16 protein-coding genes and 1 pseudogene are annotated in these 23,856 nt (G+C 70.1%); 12 read left to right on the forward strand and 5 right to left on the reverse strand.

All coding sequences use genetic code 11. From position 1 onward, the window contains the following. Nucleotides 1-195: 195 nt before the first annotated feature. On the forward strand, nucleotides 196-558 hold the full coding sequence (locus ACFO6V_RS27775; protein ID WP_377142362.1) for a DUF3499 domain-containing protein: 363 nt from the start codon (nucleotides 196-198) through the stop codon (nucleotides 556-558). Between the two features lie 109 nt (nucleotides 559-667). Here the strand turns inward: ACFO6V_RS27775 and manA are convergent, their stop codons facing one another. From manA to ACFO6V_RS27790, 3 genes are all read right to left on the reverse strand, one after another. After that, nucleotides 668-1,906 (reverse strand): mannose-6-phosphate isomerase, class I, encoded by a 1,239-nt coding sequence (gene manA, locus ACFO6V_RS27780; protein WP_377142364.1) that lies wholly within the window; start codon nucleotides 1,904-1,906, stop codon nucleotides 668-670. Nucleotides 1,907-1,940: 34 nt separating this feature from the next. Continuing rightward, entirely contained in the window at nucleotides 1,941-3,029 is a 1,089-nt protein-coding gene (locus ACFO6V_RS27785; protein ID WP_377142366.1) for an ATP-grasp fold amidoligase family protein, read from the reverse strand. 121 nt (nucleotides 3,030-3,150) lie between these two features. Next, nucleotides 3,151-5,520, reverse strand: coding sequence for a glycosyltransferase (locus ACFO6V_RS27790; protein ID WP_377142368.1), 2,370 nt, complete (start codon nucleotides 5,518-5,520; stop codon nucleotides 3,151-3,153). 399 nt (nucleotides 5,521-5,919) lie between these two features. On the opposite strand from ACFO6V_RS27790, the gene ACFO6V_RS27795 reads away from it, so the two are divergent. From ACFO6V_RS27795 to ACFO6V_RS27830, 8 genes are all read left to right on the forward strand, one after another. Next, nucleotides 5,920-7,179, forward strand: a complete 1,260-nt coding sequence (locus ACFO6V_RS27795) for a nucleotide sugar dehydrogenase (protein ID WP_377142370.1) — start codon at nucleotides 5,920-5,922, stop codon at nucleotides 7,177-7,179. Beyond that, nucleotides 7,176-9,254 (forward strand): acyltransferase family protein, encoded by a 2,079-nt coding sequence (locus ACFO6V_RS27800; RefSeq protein ID WP_377142372.1) that lies wholly within the window; start codon nucleotides 7,176-7,178, stop codon nucleotides 9,252-9,254. Before ACFO6V_RS27795 ends, ACFO6V_RS27800 begins: the two co-directional genes overlap by 4 nt. A 47-nt stretch (nucleotides 9,255-9,301) precedes the next feature. Continuing rightward, the gene (locus tag ACFO6V_RS27805; RefSeq protein ID WP_377142374.1) at nucleotides 9,302-9,682 is read left to right on the forward strand and encodes a hypothetical protein; all 381 of its coding nucleotides are present in this window, start codon (nucleotides 9,302-9,304) and stop codon (nucleotides 9,680-9,682) included. A gap of 111 nt (nucleotides 9,683-9,793) precedes the next feature. Then, the gene (locus ACFO6V_RS27810; protein ID WP_377142376.1) at nucleotides 9,794-11,281 is read left to right on the forward strand and encodes a phosphomannomutase/phosphoglucomutase; all 1,488 of its coding nucleotides are present in this window, start codon (nucleotides 9,794-9,796) and stop codon (nucleotides 11,279-11,281) included. After that, nucleotides 11,278-11,478: a Trm112 family protein gene (locus ACFO6V_RS27815; protein WP_377142378.1), complete on the forward strand. Its 201-nt coding sequence runs from the start codon at nucleotides 11,278-11,280 to the stop codon at nucleotides 11,476-11,478. The genes ACFO6V_RS27810 and ACFO6V_RS27815 overlap by 4 nt, the downstream gene beginning before the upstream one ends. A 76-nt stretch (nucleotides 11,479-11,554) precedes the next feature. Continuing rightward, on the forward strand, nucleotides 11,555-13,876 hold the full coding sequence (locus tag ACFO6V_RS27820; RefSeq protein ID WP_377142380.1) for a glycosyltransferase family protein: 2,322 nt from the start codon (nucleotides 11,555-11,557) through the stop codon (nucleotides 13,874-13,876). Between the two features lie 90 nt (nucleotides 13,877-13,966). Then, nucleotides 13,967-16,348 carry a glycosyltransferase gene (locus ACFO6V_RS27825; RefSeq protein ID WP_377142382.1) on the forward strand — a complete coding sequence of 794 codons (2,382 nt, stop codon included), beginning with the start codon at nucleotides 13,967-13,969 and terminating at the stop codon, nucleotides 16,346-16,348. Nucleotides 16,349-16,537: 189 nt separating this feature from the next. Further along, complete coding sequence (locus tag ACFO6V_RS27830; RefSeq protein ID WP_377142384.1) at nucleotides 16,538-18,925, forward strand: glycosyltransferase; 2,388 nt, start codon at nucleotides 16,538-16,540, stop codon at nucleotides 18,923-18,925. Between the two features lie 138 nt (nucleotides 18,926-19,063). Here ACFO6V_RS27830 and ACFO6V_RS27835 read toward each other — a convergent pair whose 3' ends face one another. Beyond that, the gene (locus ACFO6V_RS27835) at nucleotides 19,064-20,116 is read right to left on the reverse strand and encodes a hypothetical protein (protein WP_377142386.1); all 1,053 of its coding nucleotides are present in this window, start codon (nucleotides 20,114-20,116) and stop codon (nucleotides 19,064-19,066) included. 140 nt (nucleotides 20,117-20,256) lie between these two features. Between ACFO6V_RS27835 and ACFO6V_RS27840 the strand changes: the two genes are divergently transcribed. From ACFO6V_RS27840 to ACFO6V_RS27850, 3 genes are read left to right on the forward strand one after another with little or no spacing between them, the layout of a single operon-like run. Next, the gene (locus ACFO6V_RS27840) at nucleotides 20,257-21,288 is read left to right on the forward strand and encodes a hypothetical protein (RefSeq protein ID WP_377142388.1); all 1,032 of its coding nucleotides are present in this window, start codon (nucleotides 20,257-20,259) and stop codon (nucleotides 21,286-21,288) included. 59 nt (nucleotides 21,289-21,347) lie between these two features. Beyond that, a complete protein-coding gene (locus ACFO6V_RS27845; RefSeq protein ID WP_377142390.1) occupies nucleotides 21,348-22,310 on the forward strand; it encodes a glycosyltransferase family 2 protein in 963 nt (320 codons plus the stop codon). Nucleotide 22,311: 1 nt separating this feature from the next. Beyond that, entirely contained in the window at nucleotides 22,312-23,616 is a 1,305-nt protein-coding gene (locus tag ACFO6V_RS27850) for a polysialyltransferase family glycosyltransferase (protein ID WP_377142391.1), read from the forward strand. 79 nt (nucleotides 23,617-23,695) lie between these two features. Here ACFO6V_RS27850 and ACFO6V_RS27855 read toward each other — a convergent pair. Then, nucleotides 23,696-23,856, reverse strand: a pseudogene (locus ACFO6V_RS27855) (UDP-glucose 6-dehydrogenase); the annotation flags it as partial.

The raw sequence follows: 23,856 nt of genomic DNA on the forward strand, positions 1-23,856 counted from the left end.
CCGTCGACACCATCAGCAGACTCTCCCTCGATCAGTGTTGTTGCACTGACCGTATGAATCCGCCGCGTGATCCTGGCAGCAACTGCATGGTCGTTCCGCCGTCGGCCGCCCGCCCCAGCCCGACCCCGGTCGATACGCCCGTGATCGTCCGGCGTGTTCGGCACGTTGTGCCCGGTCAGGGCGTAGTCTCGGCGCGTGAGATCGGTGAGACAGTGTTCGCGCTCGGCCTGTACAAACGCGGCCGTAGCGACGCTCACATACGTGTATGCGGACTCGACAGCGGTACTTGGTCCGCTTGCGCACCTGGCCGAGCCCCACAGCTACGACCTGTGTGCCGAGCATGCCGAGCGGCTGACGGCACCGCGCGGGTGGGAGGTGCTCCGCCTGATGCCCGAGTTCGAGGACGCCGGGCCCAGCCCGGACGACCTGTCCGCCCTCGCCGACGCCGTGCGTGAGGCCGGCAAGGTGCGCCGCCCGGCGGAGCCGCCGACGGTCACGGAGACGGCTCGCCGAGGCCACCTCCGAGTCCTCCGCGCAGACGACAACAACTCGGCCTGACCTCTTCGCCGAAGTAGAGCGTACGTCCGGACACCCGCTCTACTTCGCCGGTGCGAGGCGGCCGAAGTAGAGCGTGGGTCCGGACACCCGCTCTACTTCGGCGAAATGGTTACGGGACCCAGGCGCAGACGGCGTGGCCTGCGCCCGAGAGCGTCAGGTTGCCGGCGTCGTGCGGGATGAAGACCGACTCGCCCTGGAGCAGGCGCTGCGGTCCCTCCTTCGAGCGGTCCGCGTCGAGCTTCAGCTCGCCGGCCAGGCACAGCAGGATCCGCGGGCCCGTCGCGGGCAGCGTGACCGCCTCGGCCGGGTCGACGTCGGCGGTCGTGAGCGCGAACTCCGTGACCGGCACGCGGTAGGTGTGCACCTGCCCGCGGCTGCCCGACGTCGTCACCTGGGGGGCGGACGGCTGCTGCGGGGAGAACACGGTGCAGGCCACGAGGTTTTCCTCGTCCACGAGCTTCCTGGTGAGCCCGGCGCGCAGCACGTTGTCGGAGCTGGCCATGATCTCGATACCCAGCCCTGACAGGTAGGCGTGCACGACGCCGGCCGGGGTGAACGCCGCCTCGCCCGGCTCGAGCGAGAACCGGTTGAGCATGAGGGACGCGATGGCGCCCGGGTCGCCGGGGTGCTGCTCGGCGAGGTCGATCACCGTGCGGTCGGCGCGCTCGAACGGGGAGCCGGCCGCGAGCCGGGCCCGTACCGAGTCGAGGGTGACCTGGATGTCGGCGGCGCAGGCATCGGAGGCACGCGCCGACAGCAGGCGGTTGAACGCCTCACGCATGCCGTCGTGGCCGCGGTCGCTCAGCAGCGCCGTGCGGACGCCGTCGACCAGGTCGCCGGCGAGGCCGTCCAGCACGTCGAGGATGGTGCGCGGCGTGCGGAAGCCCGCCAGCCCCTCGAACTGCGAGAGCGCGACGATCATCTCGGGCTTGTGCTGATCGTCCTTGAAGGACCGCTTGGGCGACGACAGCGGCAGGCCCGCCTTGTTCTCGCGCGCGAAACCTTCCCGGGCCTGCCGCGGCGACGGGTGCACCTGGAGCGAGAGCGCCTTGCCCGCCGCCAGGATCTTCAGCAGATAGGGGAGGCGCGGTCCGAACTGCTCCGCGACCCGGTGGCCGAGCGTCTGCACCGGCGCCTCGCGGACCAGGCGGTCGAGTGCGACGTCCTCGTCCTCGATCACGCTGACCGACGGCGCGCTGGTGTGCGCACCGAGCCACAGCTCGGCCTGCGGGCCGCCGTCAGGGTCGGCGCCGAGCAGGTGCGGGATCGCTTCGACGGACCCCCAGTCGTACCGCTGGATCGTGTTGGTCAGCAGCAGGGGCTCGTGAAACTGGGCGACGGCTAGCACCGCGCCAGAGTATCCGGTCCCCGGAATCACGAGGTCAGGCTCCGGCCTGTTCGAGCCTGTCGGACTTCTCGCCCGGCAGGTCGAAGCCGATCGCCGAGCCGTTCGCGACATCGGCGTCGAGGCGCAGCTGGGCCTCCTGCCAGAAACGGCCCAGGAGCAGGTCATGGTCTTCCGTGTAGTGCTGAGGTTCTCCAGGGCACGGCGTCAGCTCGCCGAAGACCACACCGTTCCGCGTCTGGTAGAGGTCCACCCGGACGAACGCGAGGCCGGTCGCCCGCGAGATCTTCTCCGCGGCCGCGATGATCTCTCCGAACCGGTCGGGAACTGGGACCGTCGGATCTGTTGTCCGGCCGATGGAGACGTCGCCGAGGTCGCTCCCGTCCGCCCCGAGGTACCGGTAGCCGATGCCCGAGCGTTCGCCGTGGCGTGCGACGCGGCGGAGCAGCACCTGACCGACGCGCCCGTAGAACGTGTAGACCTTGACGTCGACAGGGATCTCGGAGCTGTCACTCAGATCGCGGATGAACTCCTCCGCGTAGAAAGGCGGCCTGATCCAGTCGTACGACGGTCGCGTGCTGTCCAGCTCCATCTGGGTGCGAATCCGTGCCTGTATCCCGTCGAGCGTGGTGACATCGCCGGTGCTGATCAGTCGGTACTCGCCGTGGAGCCGGCGAAGCGGGAAGACGCCTCGGGACGAGGCTCCGCCGGTGGACTTGAGCACGAACTCGTCGGGGAGCGAACCGAGCTCGATGCTGTCGAGATCCGGCCAGACCTGCAGATCCGCCGGTATCCGGACGCCGAGCGAGTCCGCAAGTGCCTTCGAGAAGAGCTTGTCGGAGAGCCTGCCGCGTGGTGACCGGTTGGGGTGCTCGTGCGCAGCGTGCGACAGGCCACGCTCGGTCACCAGCATCCGGCGGAACGAGGGTCGGCGCTCCACCGAGCGCAGGTCCTTGTTCACGGCGGCCGCAGTAGCCAGCTGCTCACGAACCTCTGCGAGCTCGCGACGCGCACGCCGGGTGCGGACCCGCCCTTTGCGGGCCTCGGCACCCAGCACCTCGGCGTTGGCCCGTAGCTCCCCGACCTTGGCCCGCAGCTCCGTCACGAGCTCCCGCTGTTCCGTCACGAGCTCGAGACGAGCAGCGAGGAGCTCGTCACGTCGTCGTACGGGTGGGAACCTGTCGACCAGTCTCCGAGCGAGCCCTCTTTTCCGGCCGGTCATGACCACGCATCTTCTCTCTGGCGGCTCAGATCCTGCTCGGGATCAGGCCGGTCACCAGGTTGACGAACCGGCCCGCGTCGTGACGTGCGTCGAGGTGACGCGCGACCGCGCGCGCCAGCTCCGAGCGCTCCGCGGGGTGTGTCTCCAGGTGCCGGACCAGCTCCAGGACGTCGCCGGGCGCCGCATAGACGGCTGCCTCGCCGTAGAAGGGGCGGAAACGTTCGGGAACGATCACCACGCTGCCCGCCGCCATGGCGCGAGCCAGGTGCGCCGGGGGCTGCCGGATCACGTCGGCGGGGAAGCAGGGGACGTAGTCGAGCTGCTGGAGGAACTGGCGCTGCGAGAGCTCCCCGGTCCGGTAGATCAGCCACTCGGTGGGCAGCCGTCCGGCGACCCTTGGCGCGTGGTCGACGGCCCCGAGCAGGCGGACGTCCACGTCGTCGGCGGTGGGATAGGCGCCGAGGAAGTCCTCGTCCGACGCCGGCCAGAGGTCGCCACCCTCGAACGACGCGAAGCCGACGGTCGGCAGCTCGGACGGCGTGCGCCGCCGGCGAGCCGCCCACAGGTCCGGCACGACGGGGTCGACGGCATCGGCGTCGTGCACCACCAGGCCGGGCACGTCCGCGAGCTCGGTCCGGACACCGGGGCCTGCCGGGATCCAGGTCGGCGTCGAGCCGAACAGGTCCAGGGCCGCCGCCGTGACGTCCCGTGCGGACCAGAGCGCGCCCCCCGTCGACTCGGCGCCCCCGCGGTGGGCGAGGATCGCCACCCTGTCGGCGGCGAGGGCCTGGGGTTCGGCGGTCGGGAACTGGAGCACGGCGGGGTCGTGGACCAGCAGCAGGTCGGTGTGCGCCTCTTCGGTCGGCAGGACGTGGACCACGCTGCCGTCCTCGACGAGCCTGCGGAACTCGGGCGCCAGCGGCTGCGGGTGGGCGACCGGCCGGCCGACGAGCTCCATCTGCATGATGCCGACCCGCACACCACGCTCGACCAAGGCGACCAGCTCGTCGTACAGCGGCACCGCGGTGTACGAGTCGCCGCGGAAGTCGCCGCCCAGGACCACTTGCAGGTCGGGCGTCTCGACGGGGATTCCCGTGTCCTTGGCGAACCTCCGGGGCGCCTGGAACGACCGCTGCGCCGGATCGATCGAGATGGAGGGGGCCGCACCGGCCTTGATCTGCTGGTGCCACGTCCGGTAGGACTCGGTGTACTCCCAGCGTGACGGGTGGACCCAGTGCGCGCGGAAGTCTCCGCGGGAGAGCGAACCTGCCGTCAGCCGGACGAACGCGAGCTGGTCCCTGAGCAGGATCTGCTTACCGGGGAGCGCCGCCACGAGCCGTTCGAGGAATTCCGAGTCGGCGCTCTTGCGGATGGGATCGAACCCGCCGAGCCGTTCGATGACCGCCCGGGGGAACATCAGGGATGACGCGTTCTTGCGGCTCGTCGGCATCCCCAGGTGCTGGAACCCCAGGTCTTCCGTGCAACGGATGGACCGGCTCATCGTCGAGTGCACCGCGCTGCTCTCCAGCAGCGGCTGCACCTGGCGCGCGATCCGCTCGGGGTGCGACCAGTCGTCGGAGTCCTGGAACGTGATGAACTCGCCGCGCGCCTCGCGCACCGCACGGTTCCGCGCGGCGTAGGTCCCGCGGTTCTGGGGCTGGACAAGGACCCGGATCCGCTGGTCGAGGCCGGCCACGTCGTTCAGGATGCCCGCGAAGTCAGGGCCCGAGGCGTCGTCCAGCACGAGCAGCTCGAGGTTGCCCCAGGTCTGGTCGAGAATGGACCGCACGGCCGAGAAGATCTCCGGGCCGGGACGGAACGCGGACATCACCACGGTGACCAGGGGTCCGTCCTCGGTCCCGCTGGGTCCCGGAGCGGCGAGGCTGTCGAACGGCGTCGCGCCGTCGCGGGCCAGGCGGACCGGGCGCACGTCCCAGCGCCCCGTGAGGTTGTCGAGCTTTCGGTTCCACTCCTCGCTGCCCACGCCGTGCCGGGCGGCGGCCAGGTCGATCTCGAGCGTCAGCCGGTCGTCCTCCCGGACCTCGTGGACCTTGCCGAGCTCCGACTCCAGCTCGTCGATCGCACCGGTGATCTGGAGGATCTGCAGATACAGGCGCGACTCGTCGGGACGCCACTTCGAGCGCGGCGCGAGGTGCCTGGAGACCCGGTACAGGTGTGCCGCGTCGGTCAGGTCCTCGGGCGTCAGGCCCTGGTAGCCGACGGCCATGGCGAGCGCACGCCACCAGCTGGGGCGCCCGCGCCCGAGACCGGCGGCTTCGCTCGGGGAGTTGCGCGCGGCGTCCCGGAGCTCCTCGTAGGTCAGGCTCGGCGCGATGCCCGCGGCTATGACCTGCCGGAACGAGTCGGCGTGCGTCCGCCCCGCTGTGTACGCCATCGCGCGAAGGTGGTCGCGGCGAGCTGCGATCTGCCGGGCCAGCCCGAGCGCCACGTCGGCATCGACGGGTCGGACACCGGCGCTCTTGGAATCGGTGGTTGAAGATGCTGCGGTCGTCAAGGGGTTCCCTCCGGAGGTACCTGAGGGACCAGCGCCTCGGGCAGCCCCATCTTCACCGTACAGAACCGAGCCTGACAACTTCCCCATAAGTACGGCCTCCACCGGGCGGAATTTCTGGGTGAAACTCGCAACAATGGGTGAACTTCGGCCATACCTGGGCGGTAATCGGCGCCAGCAGGCGGCCCGGTGCGTCTAGGGTGTTCAGGCCGGGATCCACTTGCCCCCAATGCTGGCGGCGAGTGGCCAGGCCACACAATTCGGAACGCGAGAGGTACGGGTATGTCGATTTTGGTCGTCGTGGGGCTCGGATATGTCGGTCTCCCCTTGGTGCAGGCGGCCGTTCGCGCTGGGTACGGCGTGGTGGGCCTGGACGTGAACGAGCGGGTCGTCGCCGACCTCAACGCCGGACGGTCCCACGTGGACGACCTGTCCGACGACGCGATCGGCGCGCTGCTCGCGGAGGGGTTCAAGGCATCGACCGACGAATCCGTGATCAAGGCGGCCGACGTCGTGGTCGTGTGCGTGCCGACGCCGCTGTCCGCGGACGGCGGGCCCGATCTCGGTGCCGTGACGGGCGCGACGCAGGCCATCGCGCGCAACCTCCGGCCGGGGACGCTCGTGGTCCTCGAGTCCACCACGTACCCGGGTACCACCGAAGAGGTGGTGCAGCCCATCCTCGAGTCGATCAGCGGGCTCCGGGCGGGCACCGACTTCCACCTGGCGTTCTCTCCCGAGCGCATCGACCCGGGCAACCCGGTCTACGGGATGCACAACACCCCCAAGGTGGTGGGCGGCTCGACCCCGGAGGCCACGACGCTCGCGGCGGACTTCTACGGGAAGTTCGTGGAGACGGTGGTCGTGGCCAAGGGCACGCGGGAGGCCGAGGCCGCCAAGCTCCTGGAGAACACCTACCGGCACATCAACATCGCGCTGGTCAACGAGATGGCCCGGTTCTGTCACGAGCTGGGGATCGACCTGTGGGACGTGATCGGGCTGGCCAAGACCAAGCCCTTCGGGTTCCAGGCGTTCTACCCCGGTCCGGGCGTCGGCGGGCACTGCATCCCGATCGACCCGAACTACCTGAGCCACAACGTCCGGTCCCGCCTCGGCTACCCGTTCCGCTTCGTGGAGCTGGCCCAGGAGATCAACGCGACGATGCCCACCTACGTCGCCCGCCGGATCCAGGACCTGCTGAACGAGGACAGCAAGTCGTTGCGCGGATCCACCGTCCTGCTGCTCGGTGTCACCTACAAGCCGGACATCGCCGACCAGCGCGAGTCGCCGGCGCGCCCGCTCGGAGAGGCCCTCCTCGCCCAGGGCGCGCACCTGACCTTCCACGACCCTGCGGTCGAGGAGTGGCAGCTCGCGTCGACGTCGCTGACCCGGGTCGCCGACCTGGACCGAGCGGTCGCTGAAGCCGACCTGGTGGTGCTCGTGCAGAACCATCGCGCGTATGACGTCAACGCCCTGGCGCAGGCGTCGCGGCGATTCTTCGACACGCGCGGCGCGGCGACGGGCGACAAGGTGCACCGCCTGTGACGGGTCTGGCTACACACACCAAGACGGCCGCCGAGGCCACCAGGGGAACCGGCGTCAAGGTGTTCCGCGCCGACATCGAGGGCCTACGTGCCGTCGCGATCGGGCTGGTGCTCCTGTACCACGCGGACGTGCCGTTCCTGCCGGGCGGGTACATCGGCGTCGACGTGTTCTTCGTCGTCTCCGGGTACCTCATCACCGGCCTGCTGGTGCGCGAGGTCGAGCGCACGGGCAGGGTCTCGCTGGCACGGTTCTACGCACGCCGTGCCAAGCGGTTGCTACCGGCCGCCGCGCTGGTCCTCGTGACGTCGGCGCTCCTGATGTGGGCCACCGCTTCCGTGGTCCAGTGGCGGGCGTTCGCCCACGACATCGTCGCGGCCGCGCTGTACGTCGTGAACTGGCGCATGGCCGACCGGTCGGTGAACTATCTCGCGGAGGGCACCGGCGCCTCTCCCGTGCAGCACTTCTGGTCGCTCGCCGTCGAGGAGCAGTTCTACATCGTCTGGCCGTTGGTGCTCGTCATCGTGGCACTCATCGCGCGACGGAGCGGTCGGCCGATCCGGCCTCTGATGGGAATCGGGCTCGCGCTGATCGTCGTGCCGTCATTCCTCTGGGCCACCATGACGTCCGGGAGCCCCGCCGGGTTCTTCGTGACGACCACGAGGCTCTGGGAGCTGGGGGTCGGCGCGCTCGTCGCGGTCGCCGGCGCAGGCTTCCTCTCGCGACCGGCCGCTCGCGCGTCGGGCATCGTCGGACTGACGCTCGTCGTCGGGTCCGCTGTGCTGCTCGACCACACCACCCCGTGGCCGGGCGTCTGGACCTTGCTCCCGGTGCTCGGCACGGCAGCCGTGATCCTCGCGGGCGCCGCGGACGAGCGCGACGCGCCGCGCGTGCTCCAGCTGCGTCCCGTCGTCTGGCTCGGCGGTCTCTCCTACTCCCTGTACCTGTGGCACTGGCCGCTGCTGATCGCGGCGGAGAACGTGGCGGGCGAGCTGTCTGTGGTCGAACGGCTGGCGGTCGTCGCGGTCTCGCTGGTCCCCGCGTGGCTCTCGCTCAAGTTCGTCGAGAATCCCGTGCGGTTCTCGGGGCGCCTCGCGCGCTCGAACGCCCTCACCCTTGGCACAGGTGCGGGCCTGACCGCCGTCGGGGTGGTCGCGGGACTTCTGCTTGCCTCCGCGGTGCCGAGCGCACCGGCAAGCTCCGTCGGGCCGGGCGCCGCGTCGCTCGTGTCGAAGACCGGGGACGTGACCCCGCCCGATGTCGTCGCAGGCGGCGCGTTCGCGCCGTCGGCGACCCTCGCGACGGAGGACGTGCCGGCGCCCTACGGGGACGGATGCGACGTGAAGATCGAGGAGGTCGAGCTCGAGCTCTGCGCCTACGGCGATCCCGAGGGAACCAAGACGGTCGTCCTGGCGGGCGACTCCAAGGCGCTCCAGTGGTTCACGCCCTTGGAGTCCATCGCGCGCGAGAACGGCTGGCGGCTCGTGCTCGCCACGAAGTCCGTGTGCGGGTTCGCCGGGGCCATCCGCCCAGGGGCCGACGGCGCCCCGTACACCGACTGCGGGTCGTACAACGAGGCGCTGCTGGACGAGCTGCTGAAGATCCGCCCCGTCGCCGTGATCACCAACCAGGTCCACGAGACCGCCTACGACGACGCCGGCGAGCTGACCGAGGAAGCGATGGTCGACGGCCTCGCGTCCTACTGGTCGCAGCTCGAGGAAGCGGGGATCGACGTGATCACGCTGCTCGACAACCCGCCCCCGCACGACGTCCCCGTCGGCGACAGCGAGGTCTACATGTGCGTGGCGGAGTTCCCCACGCAGCTCGACCGGTGCGCCTTCGAGAGGCCCGGTTCCGCGGCGACGAGCTGGGCATCGGCACAGGTCGGAGCGGCGGAGCGCGTCCAGGACGTCGACGTCATCGACATGAACGACCTGCTGTGCAACAAGGACGTCTGTCCCGCGGTCATCGGGGGTGTCCTCGTCTACCGGCAGGGGTCACACATCACGGACACGTACGCGAGGTCGATGACTCCGGTCCTCGCGTCGCGGCTCGTCCCGCTCGTCGGTGAGAGCTGACGACCAGGACCATGTCCATCCACCAGAACCTCAAAAGGGGATAGTCCATGCGTCGTCCGTCCGTATTCAATCTGGTGATCGCCGTGCTCGCGCTGGTAGGTGCTGCAGCGGCGGTCGCAGCGGCTGCCGAAGGTTCCGTCGCGCTGGTGCTGACCGGTGTGGGCCTCGTCCTCCTCGCCGTAGCGGGGTACCTGAGGGACAGGCGCTCCCGGGCGGACCGGCGATCGCTCGAGCTGCGGCTCGAACGAGGCTTCGAGGGCGTCCGGCAAGACCTGGCCGAGGCTGCCTCACGTCAGGAGCTGGTCGAGGTCACGGAACGGCTGGACCGGCTGGACGCGCGGCTCGACCGGGCGCAGCGGCGCCTGGTCGCGGCCACCGACGCAGCCCGTCTGGAGGCCGCGGAGCGCGCGTCCCGGGTGAACGTCTGACGACGGTCTCGAGCTCGTCGGTGACGACAGGCGCTCCTGGCAGCACGGATGCCTCCGTTCCGATCCGGACAGCGGCCGGTCGGTGGCCCCGGCGCCGCGTAGGCTGACCGCGTGGCATTCGACCTCTCCCAGATCATCAAGGCGTACGACGTCCGTGGCACCGTCCCGGACCAGCTCTCACCGCAGGTCGCGCGCGCGATCGGCCGGGCATTCGCCCGCGCCGTCGTGCTGCCCGACGCTGACGCCGCGCCCGGCGTCGTGGTGGGCCACGACATGCGCGACTCCGGCCCCGAGCTCGTGGAGGCGTTCGCCGCGGGGCTGACCGCCGAGGGCGTGGACGTGACGCGCATCGGGCTGTGCTCCACCGACGGGCTGTACCACGCCTCGGGTGTGCTCGGCCTGCCGGGCGCGATGTTCACCGCCAGCCACAACCCCGCCGCCTACAACGGGATCAAGCTGTGCCGCGCGGGCGCGCGGCCCGTCGGCGAGGCCACCGGCCTCGCCGACGTCCGCGAGGTCGCCCAGGCGATCCTGGACGACGACGACGCGCGGCCCGCCGAAGCCGGCCGGCTGCCCGCCGCGCCGTCCCCGGACGCCGCGCAGGGGACCGTGACCGACCGCGACACCCTCGCCGACTATGCAGCCTTCCTGCGCGGCCTGGTCGACCTGTCCGGGCTGCGCCCGCTCAAGGTCGTGGTCGACGCCGGGAACGGCATGGGCGGGCACACCGTCCCCGCGGTGCTCGGCGAGGCGGCAGGCCTGCCGGCGCTGCCCCTGGAGATCGTGCCGCTGTACTTCGAGCTGGACGGGACCTTCCCCAACCACGAGGCGAACCCCCTGGAGCCCGCGAACCTGGTGGACCTGCAGACCGCCGTCGTGGCGAACGAGGCCGACCTGGGGCTCGCCTTCGACGGGGACGCCGACCGGTGCTTCGTGGTGGACGAGCGAGGCGTGCCCGTCTCGCCGTCGGCCGTCACCGCCCTGGTGGGGCTCCGCGAGGTGGAGAAGGAGAAGGCGGCCGGCCGCACGCCCACGGTGATCTACAACCTGATCACCTCCCGGGCCGTGCCCGACCTCCTGTCGGCGGCCGGGGCCGAGACCCTGCGTACTCGCGTGGGCCACTCGTTCATCAAGGCGGAGATGGCCGAGCGGGACGCGGTGTTCGGCGGGGAGCACTCTGCCCACTACTACTTCCGGGACTTCTTCTTCGCCGACACCGGCATGCTCGCCGCGATGCACGTGCTGGCCGCCCTGGGCGGCCAGCCGCACCCGCTGTCGGCACTCGCGGAGATGTACGAGCCGTACGTCGCCTCCGGCGAGATCAACTCGACGGTGCCCGACGCCGCCGAGGCGACCCGGCGGGTGCTGGACGCCTACCTGGCCGCGTACCCCGGGGTCGTGGTCGACCGGCTCGACGGAGTCACCGTGTCCCACTGGGACGACCAGCCGCAGTGGTGGTTCAACCTTCGTGCCTCGAACACCGAGCCGCTGCTGCGGCTCAACGTCGAGGCCACCGACGAGGACATCATGGTCAAGGTGCGCGACGACGTCCTGTCGCTGGTGCGCGCCGAGGCCGACGACGCAGGAGGAGCAGCATGAGCACCGACCCGACCATCCAGCTGGACCCGTGGGTGCGAGAGATCCTGCGCTGCCCCGTGACGGGCGCGGAGCTGGTCGACGGTACCGGGCCTGACGGCGGGCCGGAGCTGCACTCGACCGACCCGGAACGGCCGTTGGCCTACCCGGTGCGGGACGGGATCCCGGTACTGCTGGAGTCGGACGCCCGGGCGTTGTGAGGTGGGACGGCCCTCGGCGACGCCCGCGGCAGGCTCGTCACCCAGCTCGGCTACCGACCGGATACTCGCCTCAGGCGTGTTCGACGTGGAGTGGTACCAGCACCAGGCGGGTCTGACCTTCGCGGACCGGGCAGAGGCGGTCGGTCACTACGTCGAGGAGGGCAGGCGAGCGGGATGGTCGCCGCACCCGCTCTTCCTCCCGGCACGCGTCGATCCGAGGCGGTGGGACAGCAACGAGACCGACCCGCTGGTCGCATACCTCGAGGGCACGGACGGTGCCTGGGAGAAGTCGACGTCGCCGCTCTTCGACCCGGCACGTGCCCACGGTTCGCGACGTCCTGACCTGGCCCCGCTGGTGTCGTTGCTGGAGGACGGCGATCCACAGGCCCTGCCGCTGGCGCCCGACGCCGGCTGGTTGCGTGACGGGGTCACCCTCCCCGAGGTGCGCGAGGCGCTGCGGGCGCAGGTAGGCGAGCCGGTCGGCGAAGAGGCGACGTCCTGGCGGGACAGCCCGGCCGCGCACACCGTGCCTGGGCTGATGAGCGTCGTGGTCACCGACTGCGCCTCGACGTCCGAGGTGCTCGCCGCCCTCGGCGCGATCGATCCGGTGACGCGGACCGCGGACGGCCGGCCCGCGCAGCCCGTCGAGGTCGTCCTCCTCGTGCCTGACGGGAGTCACCGGGCCTCGGCCGGGCTCGCGCTGGCCCGCCTTGCCCGTTGGGACGTGCGGGTCGTGCCGGTGTCCGGGCCTGCGGGGACGGTCGCCGCTGTCACCGCGGCGGTGCACGGCTCCCGCGGCGAGCACACGCTCCTGATGTCCGCGCGGAACGGATTCAGGGAGGGGACGCTCGCCGACTGGTGCACCGCGTTCTCGCAGTCGGGGGCTGCCGCGCTGCACCCTCTCGTGCTCACCAGCCGGCACCTGGTCAGCGACGCCGGCGTCGTCTACCCGCCGTATGAGAGGGACCCGGTCCCCTTCCTGGGAGGCATGCACCCGGACAGCGTCGTGTGGCCCGCGCCCTGGTTCTCCGTGCCGGGAGCCCCGGTTCCGCTGCTGGCCCGCACGAAGTCCGTTCGCGCCGTGCTGGGCGACGACAGCTCCGGCGACAAGGCCGGCGACCTGTGGGCCGACATCAGCCTGTCGCAGCGCCTCGCCGTGCAGGAGGGGCGGCCTGTCGTCGTCGTGCCGGACCTGGTCGGGATACGGGGAGGAGGGGCTGTGGCGTTCGGTGGCTCGTCCCAGCCGGAAGAGGATCTCCTGGCGTTCCGCACGACCTGGCGACAGGTGCCGGCCGGATCGGCCGACCTCTTCCAGACCTTCGGTCTCTCCCCGGTCTTCCTGGGCGTCTCGGCGCTGACCGCCCCCGAGAAGGAGGAGTCCTGGACGCGGGCGCTCTGGCTCCCGGCCGGAGCGGGACGCGGTGCCACCGTCGTGGAGTCTCCGCCCTCGCTGCGCTGGGCGATCAAGATCGCGGCCCCGTCGGCCGATCGTGCGCGGCAGTGGGGCGACTTCCACTTCGCCAACTCGCTGGTGGACGCCCTGCGCGCGCTCGGCCAGCGTGCCGTCGTCGACCACAGGCTCAACGACGCCCGGTTCACCTCGTACACCGACGACGTGGTCGTGACGCTGCGCGGGCTGTTCGCCGTGACGCTGCCCACGAACGTGACCAGCGTCGCGTGGGTCATCAGCCACCCCGACGCCGTGACGGCACGCGAGCTCGAGTCCTACGACCTCCGGTACGCAGCGAGTCCTGGCTGGGCCCGAGACGTCTCGTCGGCCTGGGACCTGCCGGTTCGGCCGCTGTTGCAGTGCACCGACCCGAGCCGCTTCTACATCGACGACGAGCCCGTTCCGGAGGCCGTCGGCAAGGCGGTGTTCGTGGGCAACTCGCGGGGCGAGGCCCGGCCGGTGGTCATGCACACCGTCGCGTCCGGCACACCGATCGCCGTCTTCGGTGAACACTGGGAGGAGTTCCTGCCCCCCGAGGCGATCGCCGGAACGTACGTACCCAACGAGATCCTCCGCAGGTACTACCGTTCGGCGGCCTGGGCGCTCAACGACCACTGGGCCGACATGCGAGACCTCGGCTTCGTCTCCAACCGGGTGTTCGACGTCCTCGCATCGGGTGGCCGGCTGCTGACCGACGAGGTCGAAGGGCTCGACGAGATCACCCGGACCGTGCTCCCGGAGCGTGGCGTGGCTCGGTTCAGGACCGCTGAGGACCTCGACGCGGTGCTCGCCGAGGAGGGCGACGCCTGGTACGACGAGACCTCGTTGCGCGCGCTGTCCGACCACGTCCGCAAGGAGCACAGCTTCGGCGCGCGGGCCCGGGTTCTCCTCGAGGACGTGCTTGCCCACCGCGCCACTGCGAACGTCGGCGCGCCCCGCCCGTCGTGAGCCGACGGCTCCTGGCGATTCATGGCGCAGGCTCACGTGCGACTAGGATTGCGGCGATTTGCGCGTTCGCCACCCACCTCGGAGACCTCATTGCACACGCCACCACTCGTCTCGATCGTCCTTCCGGTGCACAACGACGAGGCCTGGGTCGGGAACGCGATCGAGAGCGCTCTGCGTCAGTCGAACGGTCAGTTCGAGGTCATCTGTGTGGACGACGCCTCGACCGACGGCACCAGCGAGGTCATCGAGGGTTACCGGTCCCGGGACGAGCGCGTCCGGCTGATCCGGCTGGAGCAGAACGGCTCGGCGTTCCAGGGGCGGCGGGCCGGCATCATGGCGGCGCAGGGTGAGTACGTCCTCTTCCTGGACGGTGACGACGAGTTCGCCCCGGACGCGGTCGAGAAGGCGTATGCGAAGGCTCAGGCGACGGACGCCGACCTGGTCGGGTTCGGTGTCGAGGTCATCAACCCGGACGGTCAGAAGGTCGGCGGGTACCAGAAGCGTCTGGCGCCGGTTCATCAGTCGCTCAGCGGTGACGGCGTCTTCACCGGTCTCTTCCCGGTCGGCAAGGCGGCGCAGGGGCAGCTGTGGCGGTACCTCTTCCGGGCCTCGCTGCTTCGTGAGGTCTACGCGATGCTTCCCGCGGACCTGGTGCTCCCGCGGGTCAACGACCTTCCGATCATGTTCCTCGCGGCGGCCCGCGCCCGGAAGTACGTGTCGATCACAGACCGCCTCTACCGGTACTTCTTCCGTCGCGGTGGGAGCGGGCACGCGGTCGCGGACGTCGCCCGGTTCGCGTTCTACCTGGGCGCGATCGACTCCGTCGAGAGCATCCGCCCGGCACTCGAGTCCCTGACGTCGACGCGGGAGGACCCGACGGAGCTGATCAGGAGCTATGAGTCGGCGCGGCTGTCGATGATCGCCAACGTGGTCGGCTTCCTGCAGAAGAACATGAGCAGCGACCTGCACGGGGCCTGCCTCGATCTGTTGCACACCCGTGTTCCGCAGCCGGACGTCGTGCTCGCGGCGGTGACCCACACCCCGGAGGTGCTCTCGACCCTCGCGTCGGCCGGTAACCGGATCGAGGCGGGCGAGCGTCCCGTCAAGAGCGTGCTGCTGACGACCAAGACGCTGACGACCGGTGGTGTCTCCGGTGTGCTGCTGTCCCAGGCGCACTTCCTGCTGGAGGCCGGGTACCGGGTCACGATCGTCGCGCACCGCAAGGACAGCTCGCTCGACGGACTGCCCGAGGGCGCGAAGTTCATCGAGATGAAGGGTAAGGGCCTCCCCGCCCGCGTGGAGGAGTGGGCGCAGATCTGCCGCGACGAGGCGATCGACGTCATCATCGACCAGCAGATCCTCTACAGCCGGCAGTGGCCGTCGTACGCGTTGATGGCGCGCGCCCTGGGCGTGCCGACGATCGGGTGGATTCACAACTTCGGCTTGCGGCCGATCTACGACCAGAACGACCTGACGTCCTTCCTCACGGACCATCTCAACGCGCTCGCGACGACGGTCACGCTGTCGCCGCTCGATGTCGCCTACTGGAAGCTTCGCGGCATCCAGCACACGGTGTTCCTCCCGAACCCGCCGTCACCGCTGCTGATCGAGTCGGCCGCGACGAACGTGACGAAGAGCGCGCCCGAGGGGCGGATCGAGCTCGTCTGGTGGGGCCGTCTGGACGAACGCACCAAGAAGCCCGGCGAGCTGCTCGCCGTGGCCCAGGAGCTGCGTCGGCTGTCGGTCGACTTCGAGCTGACGGTCATCGGGCCGGACTGGAAGGACTACACCGTCGCGGACCTCGCCGCAGAGGTGGAGAAGAAGGGCCTGGCCGACCATGTGAAGGTCGTGGGGCCGCGCCGCGGTGAGGAGCTCATCCGGTCGATCGACGCGGCGCACCTCTTCGTGACGACGAGCATCATCGAGGGCTACCAGCTGACGCTCGCGGAGGCTCAGGTTCGGGGTGTGCCCGTCGTGATGTACGAGCTGCCGTGGCTGGTGCCCGTCCAGGACAACGAGGGTATCGTCGCTGTCCGCCAGGGCGACGCGGTCGGGCTGGCCCGGGAGGTCGCGGCCTTCGCCGACGACCGTGAGCGGTATCTCAGGTACTCGCACGCGTCGGTCAAGGCCGCCGAGCGGATGACCTCGTACGACATGTCGAGCCTGTACCAGCAGCTGCTCCTCGGTGGCCTGCCCGCCGAGTTCTCGCCGGAGCCGACGCTCGACGACGCCCGGCAGATCCTCGACTGGACCGTCTTCTACGCGGAGACCAGCTTCGCGGAGAGCGCGGAGAAGTCACGCGGCCTGGCCGGTGTGCGGAAGGCACTCAGGGCCGCGCCGGCCAAGAAGGCCTCGGCCCCGGCCTCGGTTCCGGCCAGGAAGGCGTCTTTGGCGCGCAGGGCGGCACAGCGGAGCATCCGGACCTTCCCCGCGCTGGAACCGGTCCTGCGCCGGGTGCAGAAGGCGCTGTAACAGCGTCCGGGACGTGAGGACTCCTGGGAGGAGTGAGGTTGCCGAAACCGGCCGCTTCTACCAGGAGTCGAGCGGCGTGGGGCGACTTTCATGGCCGGTACGGCGGCCGGGACCTACGATTGCGACAGGTCGCTGGCGCCCAGGATGACGGCGGCGATTTGCGCGTCCGCCCTCACCTCGGAGATCTCATTGCACACGCCACCACTCGTCTCGATCGTCCTTCCGGTGCACAACGACGAGGCCTGGGTCGGGAACGCGATCGAGAGCGCTCTGCGTCAGTCGAACGGTCAGTTCGAGGTCATCTGTGTGGACGACGCCTCGACCGACGGCACCAGCGAGGTCATCGAGGGTTACCGGTCCCGGGACGAGCGCGTCCGGCTGATCCGGCTGGAGCAGAACGGCTCGGCGTTCCAGGGCCGGCGCGCCGGCATCATGGCAGCGAAGAGCGAGTACGTCCTCTTCCTGGACGGTGACGACGAGCTCGCCCCGGACGCGGTCGAGAAGGCCTATGCGAAAGCACGCGCGACGGACGCCGACCTGGTCGGGTTCGGTGTCGAGGTCATCAACCCGGACGGCCAGAAGGTCGGCGGGTACCAGAAGCGTCTGGCACCGATTCATCAGTCGCTCAGCGGTGACGACGTGTTCACCGGCCTCTTCCCGGTCGGCAAGGCGGCGCAGGGGCAGCTGTGGCGGTACCTCTTCCGGGCCTCGCTGCTTCGTGAGGTCTACGCGATGCTCCCGGCGGACCTGGTGCTGCCGCGGGTCAACGATCTCCCGATCATGTTCCTCGCGGCGGCCCGCGCGCGGAAGTACGTGTCGATCACAGACCGCCTCTACCGGTACTTCTTCCGTCGCGGTGGGAGCGGGCACGCGGTCGCGGACGTCGCCCGGTTCGCGTTCTACCTGGGCGCGATCGACTCCGTCGAGAGCATCCGCCCGGCACTCGAGTCCTTGACGGAGACCCGGAAGGATCCCACTGATCTGATCCGGAGCTACGAGTCGGCGCGGTTGTCGATGATCGCCAATGTCGTCGGCTTCCTGCAGAAGAACATGAGCAGCGACCTGCACGGGGCCTGCCTGGATCTGTTGCACACCCGTGTTCCCCAGCCCGACGTCGTGCTCGCCGCGGTGACCCATTGCCCGGAGGTCCTCCCTGTCCTCGCGGCGAGCGGTACCCGGATCGAGGCGGGCGAGCGTCCGGTGCGGAGCGTGCTGCTGACCACCAAGACGCTCACGACCGGTGGTGTCTCCGGTGTGCTCCTCTCCCAGGCGCACTTCCTGCTGGATGCCGGGTACCGGGTCACGATCGTCGCGCACCGCAAGGACAGCGCGCTCGACGGCGTGCCCGAGGGCGCCGTGCCGGGGCGCGCGCTGGACGGTGTGCCCGAGGGTGCGAAGTTCATCGGCCTGCGGGGCAAGGGCCTGCCCGCGCGGGTGGAGGAGTGGGCGCAGATCTGCCGGGACGAGGAGATCGACGTCATCATCGACCAGCAGGTCCTCTACAACCGTCAGTGGCCGTCGTACGCGTTGATGGCGCGCGCCCTGGGTGTGCCGACGATCGGGTGGATCCACAGCTTCGGCCTGCGGCCGTTCTACGAGCACAACGAGCGGACGTCGTTCCTCACGGACCACCTCAACGCGCTCGCGACCCTCGTTACGCTGTCCCCGCTCGATGTCGCCTACTGGAAGCTTCGCGGTGTCCAGCACACGGTGTTCCTCCCGAACCCGCCGTCACCGCTGCTGATCGAGTCGGCCGCCATGGAGCTGACGAAGGAGGCGCCCGCCGGTCGGCTCGAGCTCGTCTGGTGGGGTCGCCTGGACGAGCACACCAAGAAGCCCGGCGAGCTGCTCGCCATGGCTCAGGAGCTGCGCCGGCTGTCGGTCGACTTCCAGCTGACGGTCATCGGGCCGGGCTGGCAGGACTACACCGTCGCGGGCCTTGCCGCCGAGGTGGAGAAGAAGGGCCTGGCCGACCATGTGAAGGTCGTGGGGCCGCGCCGCGGTGAGGAGCTGATCCGGTCGATCGACGCGGCGCACCTCTTCGTGACGACGAGCATCATCGAGGGCTACCAGCTGACGCTCGCGGAGGCTCAGGCGCGCGGCCTGCCCGTGGTCATGTACGAGCTGCCGTGGCTGGTGCCCGTCCAGGACAACGAGGGCATCGTCGCGGTTCGCCAGGGCGACGCGGTCGGGCTCGCCCGGGAGGTCGCGGCCTTCGCCGACGACCGTGAGCGGTATCTCAGGTACTCGCAGGCGTCGGTCAAGGCCGCCGAGCGGATGACCTCCTACGACATGTCGAGCCTCTACCAGCAGCTGCTCCTCGGTGGCCTGCCTGCCGAGTTCTCGCCGGAGCCGACGCTCGACGACGCCCGGCAGATCCTCGACTGGACCGTCTTCTACTCGGAGATGCACGCGGCGCACAGCAGGGAGAAGTCACACGGCCTGGCCCGCGGGCGGCGAGCGGGCGGGAACGCGCCGGCCAGGATGGCCTCCTTGGCGCGCAGGGTGGCACGGCGGAGCATCCGGACCTTCCCCGCGCTGGAACCGGTCCTGCGCCGAGTGCAGAAGGCGCTCTAACAGCGTCCGGAATGTGAGAGGACTCCTGGTAGAAGTGAGGCCGTCCAGGCCAGCCACTCCTACCAGGAGTCCGGGTGCCGGTATCTCGGCGGTGCGAGAATCGCCCGATCTGTCAGGACGCCCGATCCATCAGGGGTGTCAGAGGACGGAGTCCATGGCCTTGTGGATCCGCTCCTGCAGGTCCGTGAGCGTGGCCCGGGCGGTGTCGATGCCGGACACCAGGCTCGAGCGGCGGTCCACGACCTGCGGGCCGAGCCGGCCGAACTCGTCGTACCTGCCGGTGAGCTCGCCGAGACCCGCGGAGTCGAGCAGACGCTTGATCTTCTCCGGGTCAGCAGCCGACCCGAGGGGGTGGGCACCCTCCGTCGCGCCGATGATCAGCCCGTGAGCGCGGTCGCTGATCACCGCGAGCGACTTGCTGTAGATGTCGCGGGCGTGGACGTCGAGGTCGCGGTGGCTCATGCTGGCCGGCACGAGGTACTCGCCGCCGAGCTCCTCGGCGACGCGCACGGCGCGGGGAGCGTCGCGGGCCACCTGGGCGAGCGTGACGATCTCGGTCGACGTCTGCGCGGCGAGGGCACGGACCGCGTCGAACCAGGAGGCCTCCGGCCACGGCCGGTCGTAACGCAGCGTGATCGGCAGCAGCGGGCGCTCGGACTCCGGGGCCCACTCCGAGGTCGGCGTGCCCATCGAGTAGGCCCAGTCCGGCGCGACGTCGCCGAACCCGGCGGCGTCACGGGACGGCTGGTCCCGCCACGACACGATCGCCGCGTCCTTCAGCACCTGGTGGAACGTGACCGACTCCGCCGCGACCTTGGGGGAACGGATCCCGATCCCGGCGACGATGACAGCCCCCCCTGCCTCGACCGCCTGCTGCAGGCCGAGGACCCGGCCGCGCTTCGGGTACGTGCCGGCGCGCGGGTTGATCTCGCCGGCCTCGAAGAGGTGGACGGGGCGAACAGCGGCCCTGGAGGCAGCGCTCCACTTCGACGCCTTCGTGTAGACGCAGTCCTCCGGCTCCAGGGGAAGTCCGGAGACATAGTCCGAGGTCTTGCCCTCGAGAAGCACGTGGATTCGGCGGTTCTCGCCCCGGGCGGCGACGAGAAAGCCTGCCCGCAGTGCTGAGTCGCCGAGGTTGTCGTCCTGCCCACCGAGGTTGACAAAGACATCTTGGACACGGTTCGAGTTCACGGTGGGGGATCCTATTATGCGAGTCGCGGTTTCGGCGGTCGATCAGGCTGACGCGCACAGGGTCTGTGTGGACCGCTGAGACCCGCCATAGTGACAGTGGACCGGAGCAAGGCCACGGTCCACGTTGGTATCGTAGCCTGGTGCCGAACCTGACTCATCCCGCCGCCGATCTCGCTGTCGAGCGCGACCAGATTCTCGTCTACGCCTCTCAGCGACAGCCGTACCACATCCTTTCCTACATCGACCAGATCGTCGGGAACGAGGCGACGCCGGACGTCGAGTATCGCTACTTCGTGGGCAAGCTTCCGCACGCCGACATGGACGTGGTCCACCTCCACCAGTCGACCGTGCTCTTCGGCAAGGGAAGCCGGTGGAAGCGGCTCGCGAAGCTGGCCGACTTCGTGCTGCAGGCCAAGCGCCGCAAGATCGCAGTGGTGCGGACCCTCAGCGGCGCCGACGCCAGCGGCAAGGGCGGCAGGCTGCGCCGGGCGGCGAACCTGCTGCTCGATCAGGTGACGACGTCGTACATCGTGCTGGACGAGGTGACGCGGACCCCGAAGGGCCGCCCCGTCACGCTTATCCCGCACGCGCACTACCGGGAGCGGTTCCTCGGCTACCCCCGCTCGGCACAGGTGCCTGGCCGGCTGCTCCGGATCGCACCTACCCTCCCCAAGGGCGTCACGCCGGCTCTTGCGGACTTCTTCCTCACCAAGACGCCAGGACTGACGCTGCGCGTCGTCGGCAAGCCGATGTCCGGTGCGTTCATCGGGCTCAAGGGGATGGCGGCGCGCGACCCGGAGCGGGTGTCGCTGCTTCTCGAGACCATCTCGGACGGTTCGACCGTGCAGGAGGTCACCGCAGCGGAGCTGGTCCTGCTCCCCAAGGTGGCAGAGATCGAGGACATGCAGGTGCTGTACCTGGCGCTGTCCCTCGACCGCCCGGTTCTCGCGCCCGCCACCGATCTCACGCGGCGTCTCGCCGACAAGGTCGGCGCCGGGTGGATCACCCTCTACGACGGCGCTCTCACCGCTGAGGTGATCGACTCCGCGGTGGCGAGCCTGCGCGCGACGCCGCCGTCGGGCAGCCCGCAGCTCGACGGGCCCGACCTGGAGGGGACGGCGAAGATGTACGCCAAGGTCTTCCGGGAGGCGGCGGCTGCCGGTCGCCGGTGAGTCGCTGGTCGGTGTGCTCCGGTCGTCTTCGACGGAAACAATGAGGCAGGACGGAAACCTTGACCACGCTGAGCATCATCGTGCCGGTCTACAACGCGGCTGCGTTCCTGCCCAACTGCCTCGCGACGATCAGGGCGAACCGACGCGATGACTATCAGTTCATCCTGATCGACGACCACTCCACGGACGAGACGCCCGAGATCATCGAGCGTGCGGCGCAGGAGATGCCCTGGCTGACTACCCTGCGCAACCCGGAGAACTACGGGGTGGCACGGTCCAGGAACATCGCACTGACGCATGCCGAGGGCCGGTACCTCGCCTATCTCGACGCCGACGACTGGTACCAGGTGGGACACCTGGACCGGACCCTTGCCGCGTTGCAGCGGCTGGACGTCGACTTCGTCCGGACCGATCACGTGCGGGTGGACCGGATGGAGCGCGTGATCGAGCGAGCGCCCGAGGACCGCCGGGACGTCGTGCTCGACCCGAGGTCGCAGATCGGTGAGCCGGGCTACCGGACCACGGTGGACTACCCGTTCCTGTGGGCGGGGATGTACGACAGGGAACGGATCGACCCCGCGCTGTTCGCCTTCGACGAGTCCTTGCGGACGGCCGCGGACCGCCCGTGGTTCTGGCGTCTGCACCTGAACACGGAGTCGACGGCCGTGGTGGACCTGAACGGCTACTTCTACCGCAAGGACGACAACCCCACGGCGCTCACCCAGGCGGGCAACGCGAACACGCTGCACTTCCTGGATGCCTACGCGGGCATCCGCGACCTGGCGGTCGGCTCGGGGAACGCCGGATACGTGGACAAGGCCGCGTACGGCGCGATGCGGATCGTCGAGTTCCACGTGTCCCGCCGTGCCAGGCTGTCCCACGAGCTGCAGCACGAGCTGTACCACCGGTCGTCGGCGTTCCTGAACTCGTTCCCACCGGAGTCCGTCCGGACCGCGCTGCGGCACTTCAACCTGCCCAAGCGGATCGTGCTCGGGAAGATCCTGCGAATCGAGGCGGACTGACATGGATCAGCTCTTCGTCGCTTCCACCTTCACGGCGGCCGCCAGCATGGCGACCGCCGTCGACGACGGCCTGTACGCCGACGCCGGCACGAAGGTGCTGATGACGACCAGCAGCTCACCGATCCCGGAGCTCGGGCTCGGCCTGGCGGAGCAGCCCGGTTTCGACGAGCTCGCCCGGCGGTTCGACCGGGTGGTGTCCCTCAACGAGATCATCTACCCGCAGCACCCGCTGTCGTGGAGCCCCGCGGAGGACATCGGGCGGTGGCGGAGGACCATCGCGGCGGCAGCCGGTCTTCGCGAGCCGTTCGGGATCACGCTCCAGTCGTTCCCGGTCGAGCCGTCGACCTCGATCCTGCGTGTCTTCCAGGAGGGTCCGGTCGACGTCGTCTCCGAGGGGCTGATGACCTACGGCCCGACGCGGATGCCCGCGATGCGGCGGGTGGCGCCGCGCCTGCGCCGGCTGCTCTACCTGGACCTGGCCGGCGGGCTGGACCCGGTGCTCCTGCGCGAGCACGGGGTGGAGAACGTGGTCCTGTCCTCGTCGGGGTTCCGGGACGTGGTGGCCGAGTACGGGAAGGTGACGGCGTCCGCGTCGCCGGGCGAGGAGCGGGTCGACGCGATCCTGCTCGGGCAGCAGCTGAGTGCCCTCGGGCTGCTGTCACAGGACGAGGAACAGGAGCTGCACGAGAAGTTCCTCCGGGTGGCCGCAGGACTCGGGTACCGGCAGGTCGTGTTCAAGCCGCACCCGAGCACGCCCCCGGCGTTCGCGCACCGCCTTCCGGGCCTGGCCGACGAGCTCGGGGTGCGGCTGCAGGTCCTGGACGCCCCCGTACCCGTCGAGGTCTTGTACGACAGGCTGCGGCCGGCCGCCGCGATCGGGTGCTTCTCGACCGGGCTGTCGACGGCGGTCGAGGTCTACGGGATGGCCGGGTACGCCGTCGGGGTCGACGACGTGCTCGAACGGCTGCCGGAGCTCCAGGACAGCAACCGCATCCAGCTGGCGATCACCGACCTCCGCATGAACCGCGTGGACGTCGCGCCGGACGGCACCCTGGTCGAGCGAGCGCCCGCCGAGATCGACGTGCAGTTGCTGGTGGACGAGATCGCACACGCGATGCAGCCGGTGCGCCACCCCGTGAGCGGCGACGACCAGCGTCTCGCGGAGGCTCGCGCGCTGGCCAGGAAGGTGCGGAGCCGGCTCCGGCGCGACGCGGGACGCGTCGTGCGCAAGGCGTCCCGACGGTCGAAGGGGGCGGTCCGCACGGCGAACGCGGTCGCGAAGGCGGTCATGTTCCGGCCGCACTGAGCGGTCCGGAGAGCCCGGCTCTCGCTGGTCGAGCTTGTCGAGACCTGATCAGGTCTCGACAAGCCCGACCAACGGCTGCTCAGTCGCGGCCGTAGATGTCGCGGGTGTAGACCTTGTCGGCGACGTCGTCGAGGGCCTCGGTGCGGCGGTTGGCGATGATGACGTCGGCGCGGGCCTTGAACGCGTCCAGGTCACGGACGACCTCGGAGGCGAAGAACTCGCTCTCGTCGAGGGCGGGTT

It is taken from the genome of Promicromonospora alba, assembly GCF_042654905.1.
Lineage (GTDB): Bacteria > Actinomycetota > Actinomycetes > Actinomycetales > Cellulomonadaceae > Promicromonospora > Promicromonospora alba.

Bases quoted from the DNA above. Each gene is read 5' to 3' on its own strand.
- ACFO6V_RS27790 (WP_377142368.1), bottom strand. From the start codon at position 5,520: ATGGCGTACACAGCGGGGCGGACGCACGCCGACTCGTTCCGGCAGGTC.
- ACFO6V_RS27795 (WP_377142370.1), top strand. From the start codon at position 5,920: ATGTCGATTTTGGTCGTCGTGGGGCTCGGATATGTCGGTCTCCCCTTG.
- ACFO6V_RS27805 (WP_377142374.1), top strand. From the start codon at position 9,302: ATGCGTCGTCCGTCCGTATTCAATCTGGTGATCGCCGTGCTCGCGCTG.
- ACFO6V_RS27815 (WP_377142378.1), top strand. From the start codon at position 11,278: ATGAGCACCGACCCGACCATCCAGCTGGACCCGTGGGTGCGAGAGATC.
- ACFO6V_RS27850 (WP_377142391.1), top strand. From the start codon at position 22,312: ATGGATCAGCTCTTCGTCGCTTCCACCTTCACGGCGGCCGCCAGCATG.